Annotated in this window: 9 protein-coding genes and 1 riboswitch; of the genes, 1 reads left to right on the top strand and 8 read right to left on the bottom strand. The window is 73.6% G+C overall.

The features are described 5' to 3' along the window. Positions 1-62: 62 nt before the first annotated feature. A complete protein-coding gene (gene cobM / locus ACFWBT_RS24740; RefSeq protein WP_385704019.1) occupies positions 63-899 on the bottom strand; it encodes a precorrin-4 C(11)-methyltransferase in 837 nt (278 codons plus the stop codon). A 109-nt stretch (positions 900-1,008) separates the two neighbouring features. Between cobM and ACFWBT_RS24735 the strand changes: the two genes are divergently transcribed. Then, positions 1,009-1,737 carry a ZIP family metal transporter gene (locus ACFWBT_RS24735; protein WP_385704017.1) on the top strand — a complete coding sequence of 243 codons (729 nt, stop codon included), beginning with the start codon at positions 1,009-1,011 and terminating at the stop codon, positions 1,735-1,737. A gap of 110 nt (positions 1,738-1,847) precedes the next feature. On the opposite strand, the gene cobI is transcribed toward ACFWBT_RS24735, so the two are convergent. The 7 genes from cobI to ACFWBT_RS24700 are packed head-to-tail and all read right to left on the bottom strand — an operon-like array spanning position 1,848 to position 12,821. Beyond that, positions 1,848-2,579 carry a precorrin-2 C(20)-methyltransferase gene (gene cobI / locus ACFWBT_RS24730; protein WP_356468934.1) on the bottom strand — a complete coding sequence of 244 codons (732 nt, stop codon included), beginning with the start codon at positions 2,577-2,579 and terminating at the stop codon, positions 1,848-1,850. Continuing rightward, entirely contained in the window at positions 2,576-4,033 is a 1,458-nt protein-coding gene (locus ACFWBT_RS24725; protein WP_385704014.1) for a cobyrinate a,c-diamide synthase, read from the bottom strand. The genes cobI and ACFWBT_RS24725 overlap by 4 nt, the downstream gene beginning before the upstream one ends. Continuing rightward, a complete protein-coding gene (gene cobO / locus ACFWBT_RS24720) occupies positions 4,027-4,626 on the bottom strand; it encodes a cob(I)yrinic acid a,c-diamide adenosyltransferase (protein WP_385704012.1) in 600 nt (199 codons plus the stop codon). Before cobO ends, ACFWBT_RS24725 begins: the two co-directional genes overlap by 7 nt. Beyond that, positions 4,626-6,647, bottom strand: coding sequence for a putative cobaltochelatase (locus tag ACFWBT_RS24715; RefSeq protein ID WP_385704010.1), 2,022 nt, complete (start codon positions 6,645-6,647; stop codon positions 4,626-4,628). The genes cobO and ACFWBT_RS24715 overlap by 1 nt, the downstream gene beginning before the upstream one ends. After that, positions 6,644-10,297 (bottom strand): cobaltochelatase subunit CobN, encoded by a 3,654-nt coding sequence (gene cobN, locus ACFWBT_RS24710; RefSeq protein WP_385704008.1) that lies wholly within the window; start codon positions 10,295-10,297, stop codon positions 6,644-6,646. Before cobN ends, ACFWBT_RS24715 begins: the two co-directional genes overlap by 4 nt. Continuing rightward, positions 10,294-11,865 (bottom strand): cobyric acid synthase, encoded by a 1,572-nt coding sequence (locus ACFWBT_RS24705; protein WP_385704007.1) that lies wholly within the window; start codon positions 11,863-11,865, stop codon positions 10,294-10,296. Before ACFWBT_RS24705 ends, cobN begins: the two co-directional genes overlap by 4 nt. Then, positions 11,862-12,821: a cobalamin biosynthesis protein gene (locus ACFWBT_RS24700; RefSeq protein WP_385704005.1), complete on the bottom strand. Its 960-nt coding sequence runs from the start codon at positions 12,819-12,821 to the stop codon at positions 11,862-11,864. The genes ACFWBT_RS24705 and ACFWBT_RS24700 overlap by 4 nt, the downstream gene beginning before the upstream one ends. A gap of 105 nt (positions 12,822-12,926) precedes the next feature. After that, a riboswitch (cobalamin riboswitch) is annotated at positions 12,927-13,070 on the bottom strand. Positions 13,071-13,149 lie beyond the last annotated feature (79 nt).

The raw sequence follows: 13,149 nt of genomic DNA, 5'->3' as shown, positions 1-13,149 counted from the left end.
CGGGACGACGGACTCCCCCTCCGCGCCGACGGACTCCCCTTCCGCGCCGACGACGTCGACGCTCACGACGCGGGACCCTGCGCACTGCCCCGGCGCGCCGCGCGCAGCTCGGCGCGCGCCTGCGGGTCGGCCTTGCGGAAGCCGTGGAAGTGGCCGGGGTGGTAGAGGTGCGAGCGGGTGCCGCTCGCGTCGAGCGCCGGGCCGACCAGGAAGAGGGTGTGCTTCCAGAGCTTGTGCTCCTTGACGGTCTCCTCCAGCGTGCCGATCGTGCACTTCACGATCAGCTCCTCCGGCCAGGTCGCCTGGTAGGCGACCACGACCGGCGTGGTCGTCGGATAGCCGCCCTCCAGCAGCTCCCGCACGAGCTGGCCGCTGCGGGCCGCCGACAGGAACAGCGCCATCGTCGTGCCGTGCCGCGCGAACTCCCGTACGTCCTCACCGGGCGGCATCGGCGTCTTGCCGCCGCCGAGCCGGGTGAGGATCACGGACTGCGCCACCTCGGGGATCGTCAGCTCGCGCTGCGCGAGCGCGGCCACCGCGGAGAAGGACGAGACACCGGGCACGATCTCCGTCTCGATGCCGAGCTCGGCGCACCGGTCGACCTGCTCCTGCGTACCGCCCCACAGGGCCGGGTCGCCGGAGTGGATCCGCGCCACCCGCAGGCCCTCGGCCCGGGCCCGCTCGTACACGGCGACGACGTCCTCCAGCGACATCGTCGCGGAGTCGAGGATCTCGGCGCCCTCGCGCGCGTGGTCGAGGACCTCGGCCTGCACCAGGCTCGCCGCCCAGATCACGACGTCGGCGTCGGCGATGGCGCGCGCGGCGCGGAACGTCAGCAGGTCGGCGGCGCCGGGGCCGGCACCGACGAAGGTCACTTTGCCGGTGGGGGCATCGGCCATGGGAATCGGTCCTCTCCTACGAAAGATCTCGGGTGCTGCGACAGGTTCAGTGGGCGCGGGGCCGTCGCCGGAGGTGCGCGAACGGGCGTTGATCGGATAGCAAGGGCCTATGGCGGTCCTCGTCGCGCTCGGCGCGTTCCTGATGACGCTGGCCGGTGGCTGGACGGCACAGCGGGTGACCGACCGTCGCCATCTGGTCCTCGGCCTGGCCGGCGGCCTGATGCTCGGCGTGGTCGGCCTCGACCTGCTCCCGGAGGCGCTGGCCGCGGCGGGCACCGAGGTGTTCGGTGTGCCGGCCGCGCTGCTCCTCTTCGTGGCCGGTTTTCTGCTGGCCCATCTGGTCGAACGCCTGCTGGCCCACCGCCAGGCCGCGCACGGCGGCGAGGAGAACGACGGACGCGCGCCCGAGGTGGGCCTCACGGCGGCCGGTGCCATGGTCGGCCACAGCGCGATGGACGGCGTCGCGATCGGCGCCGCCTTCCAGGTCGGCGGCGGCATGGGGCTCGCGGTGTCCCTCGCGGTGATCGCCCACGACTTCGCGGACGGCTTCAACACGTACACGATCACGAGCCTGTACGGGAACGCCCGCCGCAAGGCCCTGCTGATGCTGTACGCGGACGCGGCGGCCCCCATGATCGGCGCCGCTTCCACCCTCTTCGTCACCATCCCCGAGCCGCTGCTCGGCGGCTATCTCGGCCTGTTCGGCGGCGCGCTCCTCTACCTCGCCGCCGCCGAGATCCTTCCGGAGGCGCACCACGAGCACCCCGCCCGCTCGACCCTGCTGTGCACGGTCGCGGGCGTGGCCTTCATCTGGCTGGTGGTGGGCATCGCGTCCTGAGCCGGTGTGGGCCGCCGGGCCGGCCGGGCGGCCCGGGCGGCCCGGACGGCCCGGGCGCGCCGAGCCCGTGCGGGACGCCGCGCGGGCCGGAGCCGCACGGTGGGCGCGGGTCACAGCTTGCCGCCGCGTTTCCCGTCGCGGCGCGCGGGCGCGATGAGCGTCGAGAGGTAGGGGAGCGGCTCCCCGTCGAGTTCGCCCGCCGGCCGGATCGACTCGTCCTCGAGGCCGAGCGCCGAACCCCAGACGGCGTCGTCGATCCGCCCGCTGTCCCGCAGTGCCTCGGCGACCTCCCGGGCCTGCCGCCCGAACTTGTACGCCACCACCGTGCCCGGCCCGTTCAGCGCGTCCTTGAGCACGGCGGCCCCCGCGGTCACCGGGACGAGCGTGAGCGGCTCGGTCCCCTCGGTGAGAACGGCCCCCGACCGCGCGGCGAGGTCCTGCATGGCGGTGATGCCCGGCACCGTCTCCACGACCGTGCCGGGAACCAGCTCCCCGATGGTGTGGGCGAGATAGGTGAAGGTCGAGTACACGTTGGGGTCGCCGATGGTGGCGAAGGCGACCGTGGCGTGCCGGCCGAGAAGGTCCGCGACCCGCGCGCCGGCGGCGTCCCAGGCGGCCTCGCGCCGGCCCCGGTCGCTCCGCTCGTTGAGCGCGAACACGACCCGCAGGACCTTCTCCCCGGGCACGTAGTGCAGGACGGTCGCCTCGGCCCGCCCCCGCTCGCCCGTGTCCATCACGGGGACGACGACGACCTCCGCGGCGCGCAGAGCGTTGACGCCCTTGACGGTCACCAGCTCCGGGTCGCCGGGGCCCACCCCGACTCCGATCAGCTTGCTGCTCATGACGTCAGGCACCTCTCCACGAACCGACGGGCCACACCGGGCTCGGACGCCCAGTGCGTGTGCAGATAACTCGCGTGCACGCCGTGCTGCACGAATCCTTCGACGCGCCGCTCGGGGGCGCGCACCCCCCAGGCGGGAGCCGCCCCGGCGCCGGGCTCCACGACGGTCCGGTGGAACTCGTGCCCGCGCATCCGGGTGCCGGCCGCGGCGAGCACGCTGTCACTGACGGCCACGGCGTCCCGGTAGCCGAGGGTGAGCCGCTCGTGCATCCGGGCCTCCGCGTCGATGACCCCGCACATGGGCCGCCCGTCCAGTTCCCGGGCCAGGTACAGCAGTCCGGCGCACTCGGCCGCGACCGGCGCCCCGCCGAACGCCAGCTCGGCCACCGCCTTGCGCAGCGGTTCGTTGGCGGACAGCTCGGGCGCGTACACCTCGGGAAATCCGCCGCCGATGACCAACCCGCCGGCTCCGTCGGGCAGTTGCTCGTCCCGGAGTGGATCGAAGGTGACGACCTCGGCCCCGGCGGCGGTGAGCAGTTCGGCGTGTTCGGCGTAGGAGAAGGTGAACGCCGGGCCACCGGCGACGGCCACCACCGGCGCCCGCTGCCCGGCCGAGCGGGTCGGATGGTCGGTGAACGCCTCCCCGCCCGCGGCGGCCACCAGTGGCCCCCGCTTCCCGGTCGAGCGAGTCCGGTGGTCGTGGGTGGGCAACGCGACGGCCTCGGCGGCGTCCCAGGCCGCACCCGACAACGCACCGGCACTCCGCGCCAGCGCCGCCAGCGCGTCCAGGTCGCACCCTCGGGCGACCTGCGCGGCCATCGCCGCGACGGCCGAGACGGCCTCCGCCCGCCGCTCGGCGACCGGCACGAGACCGAGGTGCCGCGACGGCGTGTCCACCTGCGGCGCCCGCCGCAGCACCCCCAGCACCGGTACCCCGGACGCGTCCAGCGCCTCCCGCAGCATGGACTCGTGCCGGTCGGACCCCACCTTGTTGAGGATGACGCCGGCGACCCGCACCTCGGGATCCCAGGAGGCGAACCCGTGCACCAGCGCGGCCACGGACCGCGACTGCGAGGACGCGTCGACGACCAGCACCACCGGCGCCCGCAGCAGCTTCGCCACATGGGCCGTGGACGCGAGTTCGCCTTCGCCCGCGGCCCCGTCGTACAGCCCCATCACGCCTTCCACGACCGCGAGATCGCACCCGCGCGCCCCGTGCGCGAACAGCGGCCCGATCAGCTCCGCGCCGCACAGGTAGGCGTCGAGATTCCGCCCCACGCGCCCGGTGGCGAGCGCGTGATACCCGGGGTCGATGTAGTCCGGCCCCACCTTGTGCGGGGACACGGCGAGCCCCCGCGAGGCGAAGGCGGCCATCAGCCCCGTGGCGACGGTGGTCTTGCCGCTGCCCGAGGAGGGCGCGGCGATGACCAGCCGGGGAACGGAGGACGTCACCACTCGATGCCCCTCTGGCCCTTCTGGCCGGCGTCCATCGGATGCTTGACCTTGGACATGTCGGTCACGAGATCGGCGAGGTCGACCAGCTTCTCCGGGGCGTTGCGGCCGGTGATCACCACGTGCTGGGTGCCCGGCCGGTCCCGCAGCACCGCGACGACCTCGTCGGTGTCGATCCATCCCCAGTGCATCGGGTACGCGAACTCGTCGAGCACGTACAGCTGGTACGTCTCGGCGGCGAGGTCCCGCTTGACCTGCTCCCAGCCCTCGCGGGCCTTCTCCTCGTTGTCCATCTGGGCGTCGCGCTGGACCCAGGACCAGCCCTCGCCCATCTTGTGCCAGTCGACGGTGCCGCCCTCGCCGGAGGCGCCGAGCACGCGCAGCGCGTTCTCCTCGCCGACCTTCCACTTCGCCGACTTGACGAACTGGAACACCCCGATGGGCCACCCCTGGTTCCAGGCGCGCAGCGCGAGCCCGAACGCGGCGGTGGACTTGCCCTTGCCGATCCCCGTGTGCACGACGACCAGCGGCCGGTTACGACGCTGACGGGTCGTCAGGCCGTCCTGCGGTACGACACTCGGCTGTCCCTGCGGCACTACGCGGCCCTCCTCGAAGTCCCCTGCACATCCCGCACGAGCCCGGCGATGGAATCCGCCCGCAGCGCGTCCAGCGTCACCGGCGTACCGCCCAGTTCCCCCGCCAGCCGGCCCGCGAGCCCGAGCCGTACCGGCCCCGACTCGCAGTCGACGACCACCGAGGCGACCCCGTCGGCGGCGAACAGCCGCGCCGCCCGTTCGGCCGTGGCGACCGGCTCGGCCCCGCCCGTGGCACGCCCGTCGGTCACGACGACGACCAGCGGACGCCGGGCGGCGTCCCGCAGCCGCTCCACCCGCAGCACCTCGTGCGCCCGCAGCAGCCCGGCCGCGAGCGGCGTCCTGCCGCCCGTCGGCAGGGACTCCAGCCGGGCCGCGGCGGCGTCCACCGAGGAGGTGGGCGGCAGCGCGACCTCGGCGGCCGACCCGCGGAAGGTCACCAGGCCCACCTTGTCGCGCCGCTGATAGGCGTCGAGCAGCAGCGACAGCACGGCACCCTTGACGGCGCTCATCCGCTGCCGCGCCGCCATCGACCCGGAGGCGTCCACGACGAAGAGCACGAGGTTGCCCTCCCGGCCCTCGCGCGTCGCCTGCCGCAGATCGTCCCGCCGTACGACGAGCCCACGTCCCGACCGTCCCCGCGCCAGCTGGTGCGGGGCGGCGGCCTGGACGGTCGCCGCCAGATGCAGCTTGGTGAGCGTCCCCCGGGGACGCCGCGACCCGGTCGTCCGGCCGTGCTCGGTGCGCGCGCGCGAACGCCGCCCGGCCGCGCCCTCACCGAGCCCGGGCACGCTCAGCGTCTTCGTGCGAAAGGGTTCGGCGGCCCGTACGGGCGACTGCTCGCCGGCGCCCTGCCCGGCCGGGGCCTGCCCGTCGTCCGACGGCTCACCCTGCGCGGGGACGTCACCGGCGGGGGAGCCGTCGTCCGGCCCGTCCTGCGGCGGCTGTCCGCCGCCACCGGGACCGTCCGGATCCGGGTCGGGGTCCGGCTCGTCGTCCGGCCCGCCGTCCGAGCCGCCGAACTCCTCCAGCGTCTCGTCGAGCCTGTCCTCGTCGAGTCCCGGCGCGTCGAAGGGGTTGCGCCGCCGCCGGTGCGGCAGCGCGAGCAGCGCCGCCTGCCGTACGTCCTCGGCGATCACCTCGGTCCGTCCCGCCCACGCGGCGAGCGCGGTCGCGGTCCGCGCCATCACGATGTCGGCACGCATGCCGTCCACCTCGAAGGCGGCGCAGGTCGCCGCGATCTGCCGCAGCGGCCCGTCGCCGAGCCGCACGGAGGGCAGCAGCGCGCGGGCCGCCACGATCCGGGCCCGCACGGCGGACTCCTCGTCGGCCCAGCGCGCCGCGAAGGCCGCCGGATCGTCGTCGTGGGCGAGCCTGCGCCGGACGACCTCGACCCGCTGGTCGGGCTCCCGCGAGGCGGCGACCTCGACCGTCAGGCCGAACCGGTCGAGCAACTGCGGCCGCAGCTCGCCCTCTTCGGGGTTCATCGTCCCGACGAGCAGGAACCGCGCGGCATGCCGTACGGAGACACCCTCGCGTTCGACGTACGAGGCGCCCATCGCGGCCGCGTCCAGCAGGAGATCGACCAGGTGGTCGTGGAGGAGGTTGACCTCGTCCACGTACAGGATGCCGCGGTGCGCGTCGGCCAGGAGTCCGGGCTCGAAGGCCTTCACGCCCTCCGAGAGCGCCCGCTCGATGTCCAGGGCGCCGACCAGCCGGTCCTCGGACGCGCCGACGGGCAGCTCGACCATGCGGGCCGGACGGGTCGTGGACGCCTCCACCTCGTGCGGCCCGTCGGGGCAGCCGGGGTCCGGGGCGGCCGGATCGCACGAGAAACGGCACCCGGTGACCACGTCGACGGCCGGCAGGAGCGCCGACAACGCGCGGACGGCCGTCGACTTGGCGGTGCCCTTCTCGCCTCGGACCAGCACGCCGCCGACGGCGGGTGACACGGCGTTCAGCAGCAGCGCGAGCCGCAGGTCGTCCTGGCCGACCACGGCCGTGAACGGGAACGGGGTACTCACTGGTCGTCGCCCTCCAAGTCGCCTTCGAGCTCCAGATAGGTGGCGCGCAGCCGCTCCAGCGTCTCCGCGTCCGGCTCGGCCCACAACCCGCGGTCGGCGGCCTCCAGGAGCCGCTCGGTGATACCGCGCAGCGCCCACGGGTTGGACTTCTTCATGAAGTCCCGGTTCTCCGCGTCGAAGACGTACTCCGCGCTGAGCTTCTCGTACATCCAGTCGTCCACGACCCCGGCCGTGGCGTCGTACCCGAAGAGGTAGTCGACGGTCGCCGCCATCTCGAAGGCGCCCTTGTAGCCGTGCCGGCGCATCGCGGCCATCCAGCGCGGGTTGACCACCCGGGCGCGGAACACGCGGTGCGTCTCCTCGCCGAGCGTGCGGGTCTTCACCTGGTCGGGCACGGCCGAGTCACCGACGTACGCCTCCGGGCTCGCGCCCGTCAGATGGCGCACCATCGCGACCATGCCGCCGTGGTACTGGAAGTAGTCGTCGGCGTCCACGAGGTCGTGCTCGCGGGTGTCGACGTTCTTCGCGGCGACCGCGATGCGCTTGAACGCGGTCTCCATGTCACCGCGCGCCGCCCGTCCGTCGAGCCCGCGCCCGTAGGCGTAGCCGCCCCACACCGCGTACACCTCGGCGAGGTCGGCGTCCGAGCGCCAGTTGCGGGCGTCGATCAGCGGCAGCAGACCGGCGCCGTACGCGCCCGGCTTGGAGCCGAAGATACGGGCGGTCGCGCGCCGCCGGTCACCGTGCTCGGCGGTGTCCTCGTCGGCGTGCTTGCGCACGTAGTTCCGGTCGGCGGGCTCGTCCAGCTCGGCGACCGCGCGCACCGCGTCGTCGAGCAGCCCGACGACGTGCGGGAACGCGTCCCGGAAGAAGCCCGAGATACGGACCGTGACGTCGATGCGCGGGCGGCCGAGCTCGTCGAGCGGGACGATCTCGAAGCCGGTGACCCGGCGCGAGGCGTCGTCCCACACCGGGCGGCAGCCCAGCAGCGCGAGGATCTCCGCGATGTCGTCGCCCTGGGTGCGCATGGCGGACGTGCCCCAGACCGTCAGTCCCACGGACGTCGGGTAGGCGCCCGTGTCCTGCAGATACCGCTGGACGAGAGAGTCCGCGAGGGACTGCCCGACCTCCCAACTGAGCCTGGAAGGAATCGCCTTGGGGTCGACCGAGTAGAAGTTCCGGCCGGTCGGCAGCACGTTGACGAGTCCGCGCGTCGGCGAACCCGACGGACCCGCCGGGACGTAACCGCCGTTCAGCGCCTTGAGGATGTGCCCGATCTCGTCCGTCGTACGGGCGAGCCGCGGCACGACCTCGCGGCAGGCGAACTCCAGCACCGCGACGGCGTCGGGGAGTTCGACGCCCAGCACCTCGCGCACGAGCGCCGGGACGGTGGCCGTGTCCCAGCCACGCTCCTCCATGCCCAGCGCCGCCCGGCGGCACAGCTGCTCCAGCAGGTCGATCGCGTCGGCCGCCGTACGGGCCGGGCCCTCGACCAGGTCCGTCAGCTCGACGGGCACCTTCACCGGAGCGCCCGGCTCGGCGAGCAGTTCCTTCTCCACCAGGCCGAAGTACTCGGCGAGACAGGCCCGAAGACCCGGCAGCGCGTTCGCCGCGCCGCCCCACACCTGCGAGGCGCGCAGCACGGCGAGCACGAGGTTCACCCGCGGCTCGGCCTCCGGACCCCCGCCCAGGATGTGCAGGCCGTCGCGGATCTGCACGTCCTTGATCTCGCACAGATAGCCGTCGATGTGCATCACGAACTCGTCGAAGTCGCCGTCGTCCGGCTGCTCGTCGACGTGCAGGTCGTGATGGAGCTCGGCGGCCTTGACGAGGGTCCAGATCTGCGCACGGACCGCGGGGGCCTTCGTCGGGTCCAGGTCGGACACGAGCGCGTACTCGTCCAGGAGTTGTTCGAGCTTGGCGAGGTCCCCGTAGGTGTCCGCGCGGGCCATCGGAGGTACGAGGTGGTCGACCACGGTGGCGTGCCCGCGGCGCTTCGCCTGGGTTCCCTCACCGGGGTCGTTGACGATGAACGGGTAGACCAGGGGGAGTTCGCCGAGGACGGCGTCGGGCGCGCAGCCGCCGCTGAGCCCGAGTCCCTTGCCCGGCAGCCACTCCATCGTGCCGTGCTTGCCCATGTGCACGACCGCGTCCGCGCCGAAACTGTTCTCCAGCCAGCGGTAGGCCGCCATGTAGTGGTGCGAGGGCGGCATGTCGGGGTCGTGGTAGATCGCGATCGGGTTCTCGCCGAAGCCGCGCGGCGGCTGGATCATCACGACGACGTTCCCGAACTCCAGGCAGGCCAGCACGATGTCGTCGCCGTCGATGTAGAGCGAGCCCGGCGGCTCGCCCCAGGCCTCCAGCATGCCCTCGCGCAGCGCGGGGTCGAGCGTCTCGAACCACGCCCGGTAGTCCGCGAGCGGCACGCGCGCCGGAGCGGCGGCGAGCTGCTCCTCGGTCAGCCACTCGACGTCGTGACCGCCGGCCGCGATGAGCCGGTGGATCAACTCGTCGCCGTTGTCGGGGTATTCGGTGAGGGCGTAGCCCGCGTCCCGGAGCGCGTCGAGGACCCGTACGGCGGAGGCGGGCGTGTCCAGGCCGACCGCGTTGCCGACCCGCGAGTGCTTGGTCGGGTAGGCGGTGAAGACGATGCCGAGCTTTTTCTCCGCGTTCGGCTTGTGCTTCAACAGGGCGTGCCGCAGGGCGATTCCGGCGACGCGCGCGGCCCGCTCGGGGTCGGCGACGTACACCGGGACGTCGTCCGGACCCTGCTCCTTGAAGGAGAACGGCACCGTGATGAGGCGGCCGTCGAACTCCGGGATCGCGACCTGCATCGCCGCGTCCATGGGGGACAGGGCCGCGTCCGAGGCGTCCCAGGCGCTCTTCGACGAGGTCAGGCAGAGCCCCTGGAGGACGGGGATGTCGAGGTCGGCGAGCGCCCCGATGTCCCAGGCCTCCTCGTCGCCGCCCGCGGACGCCTCGGAGGCGTGGGTGCCGCCCGCCGCGAGGACGGTGGCGACGAGCGCGTCGGCCCGGCCGAGGATCTCGTACAGGGCCGGGTCGGCTCCGCGCAGCGAACCGCAGTACACCGGGAGGGCGTTGGCGTCGCGTGCCTCGATCGCGTCGCACAGCGTGTCGACGAACGCCGTGTTCCCGGACAGCTCGTGGGCCCGGTAGAACAGCACGCCGACGGTCGGCCTGCCCTCGACGAAGGCGCGCTCGCCGTGGACACCGAACTCCGCCGACTTCCGCGGCTCCTCGAAGCCCTCGCCCGTGAGCAGCACGGTGTCGGAGAGGAACCGGGCCAGTTCGGTCAGGTTGGCCGGCCCGCCCTCGACGAGATACCGCAGCGCCTCCGCCACGACACCCGCGGGCACCGACGACTCGGCCATCAGCTCGGCGTCCGGGACCGACTCACCGCCGAGCAGCACGGTCGGGATGCCGGCCGACCTCAGGAAGGCCAGCCCGTCCTCCCAGGCTCGCTTGCCACCGAGCAGCCGTACGACGGCGAGGTCCGCGCCCTCGACGAGCGCGGGGAGTTCGCCCGCGACGTCCACCCGGGTGGGGTTGCCGATCCGGTAGGCGGCGCCGGAGGCGCGGGCCGCCAGCAGATCCGTGTCGGCGGTCGACAACAACAACACTGTGCTCATGCGGGCGCTCCCGGTGGAATGAAAGGCAGTCCTTGCGGCGCGCCCGACTCGATGAGCCGCCACAGCGCGTCCGTGTCCGCGTGTTCCTCGATCAGATCGCCGAGCCGGTCCAGCTGCTCCTCGCGCAGCGCCGCGAACGACGTGTCGGGGGCAGGCACGAAGCGGCGGCCCGCGGCGGCGGCCACCTCGCGCAGGAAGGCCCGCCGGAAACCGTCCGACTCCAGGGAGCCGTGCCAGTGCGTGCCCCAGACGGAGCCGACCCGGCAGCCGTCCAAGAAGGGGGTACCCCCGGTGACCTCGGCGACGCCGTGATGGATCTCGTACCCCTCGACGTGCTCGCCGAGGGCCTCGCCGACCGGCCGCGTCAGGGTCTTCTCCCGCGCGAACCGCACGCGTACGGGGAGGAGTCCGAGCCCGTCGACATGGCCGGCGCGCGACTCGACCTCGTCCTCGATGTGCTCCCCGAGGAGTTGGAAGCCGCCGCAGATGCCGAGGACGGGCCGTCCCTCGGCGGCCCGGCGCGCGATCGCGTCCGCGAGGCCGCGCTCGCGCAGCCACTGGAGCGCCTTCACCGTGCCCCGGGTCCCGGGCACGACGACCAGGTCCGCGTCGGCCAGTTCCTCGGCGCGGTCCACGAACCGCACGACGATGCCCGGTTCGGCGGCCAGCGCGTCCACGTCGGTGAAGTTCGACATCAGCGGGATCGCGCAGACGGCGACCCGCAGGATGTCCTCGCCGACGGGGGAGGAGACGGCCGACTCGCGGACCGCTCCGCGCAGGGACACCCTCAGCCCGTCCTCCTCGTCGATGCCCAGACCGTGCTGGAAGGGCAGCACGCCGTAGGTGCGCCGCCCGGTGAGGCCGTGCAGCATGTCGAGGCCGGGCTCCAGCAGGCTGACGTCTCCGCGGAACTTGTTGACGAGGAACCCGGCGACGAGCGCCTGGTCCTCGGGCGACAGCAGGGCGACCGTCCCGAAGAACGAGGCGAACACACCGCCCCGGTCGATGTCACCGACGACGAGCACGGGAAGCCCCGCGTTCCGAGCCACCCCCATGTTCACGATGTCGGTGCGCCGCAGATTGATCTCGGCCGGACTGCCGGCTCCTTCACAGATCACCGCGTCATACGTGCCCCGCAACTGAGCCAGACAGTCGAGGACGGTCCCGAGGAGTGCTTCCTGGCGCCCCCCGCGCAGCCTTTCGCCGGGGGACCCGGCGCCCGGCAGCGGTTCCGCCGCGGACCCGGACGTCCCGAAGAAGCCGCGCGCGCTCATCTCGCCCACCGGACGGCCCATCAGGACGACCTGGCTGCTGCGGTCGCTGCCCGGCTTGAGCAGCACGGGATTCATCAGCGCGGTCGGCTCCACCCGGGCGGCCTGCGCCTGCATGGCCTGCGCCCGCCCGATCTCGGCTCCCTCGCGCGTCACGAACGAGTTCAGGGACATGTTCTGCGCCTTGAACGGCGCGACCTTGACGCCCTGGCGCACCAGCCACCGGCAGATCCCGGCGGTCACGACGCTCTTGCCCGCGTCGGAGGTGGTCCCGGCGATCAGCAGCCCGCCGCTCATGCGGTGCGCCCCTTCCTGGTGAGCAGAACCGTGAGCAGAAGCCGTCCGGCGGCGCTCACGCCGAGCGCGAGCCAGCCGACGCGCCGGGAGAGCCGTACGGCCCGTTCGATGTCGTGGAGGTGGACGGCGCGCCCCGCCTCGTTGAGCACGGGCCGGTGCTCGACCCGTCCCCCGTACGCGAGCGTGCCGCCGAGCCGTACGCCGAGCGCGCCCGCGAACGAGGCCTCCACGGGCCCGGCGTTGGGGCTCGGATGCTTGCGGGCGTCCGCGCGCCAGGCGCGCACGGCGCCGCGCGCGTCGCCCCCCGCCGCGGCCGCGAGGACGGCGGTCAGCCGGGCTCCCGGCCAGCCGGCGACATCGTCGAGCCGGGCGGAGGCCCAGCCGTAGCGCCGGTACCGGGGGGACTTGTGGCCGACCATGGCGTCGAGCGTGTTCACGGCGCGGAAGGCGACGAGCCCCGGCACACCGCCGACGGCGCCCCAGACCAGAGCGCCCACCACGGCGTCGGAGGTGTTCTCGGCGACGGACTCGACGACGGCACGCGCGACGCCGTCGGCGTCCAGTGCCTGCGGGTCACGCCCGCACAGATGCGGCAGCCGTTCCCGGGCGACCTCGACGTCACCGGCCGCGAGCGCGCCGGCGACGGCCCGCGCCTCACGGCCGAGGGAGGTCCCTCCGACGACGGCCCAGGTGGCGGCGGCGGTCAGCGCGACGGAGGCGGCGGGTGAGGTACGGACGGCACGGCGCGCGAGCGCGGCCAGTCCGGTGGCACCGCCCACGCAGAGCGCCGTGTGCAGCGCGCCCCGCCCGCGGTCGTCCCGCCACAGCGCCCGTTCCACGGACGCGGCGGCCCGCCCGAACGCGGCGACCGGATGCCCCCGGCGGGGATCACCGAGCAGCAGGTCGCCGAGGAGGCCGGCGGCGGCGCCGTACGCGAAGACGCGATCGGCACGCACGGGGTCAGCCGGCCGTGGGGTGGAGTGGAACCCTCGTACTCAGCGAAATGGGCAACGGGCAGCCGCGCATGGCGATATGTCCTCACTCAGGGTGTCCACGCCCTGGTTCGACGAGACCGGCGGTGAGAGTTCCTGGCTCCCGGGGAGTTTCTTCCCCGATGACAGTGGCGGGACCGCGCCGGATTCGCACCGGCTTCCTCTCATGCCGCCGTACTTGGCTCCGGCAGTCCACCACGGGGCGAGAACGGCCGTCAACTGGCTGTTGACCTGCGGAGGGAGAGTGTGCGAAGGCCCACATACGCGTGGGGTGCGGGACGGTGATCCGTCC

It is taken from the genome of Streptomyces sp. NPDC060027 (genome assembly GCF_042737005.1).
In the GTDB taxonomy this organism is placed as follows: domain Bacteria; phylum Actinomycetota; class Actinomycetes; order Streptomycetales; family Streptomycetaceae; genus Streptomyces.
Note: the sequence above shows the minus strand (reverse complement) of the source record. Positions and strands in the feature narration are given on the sequence as shown.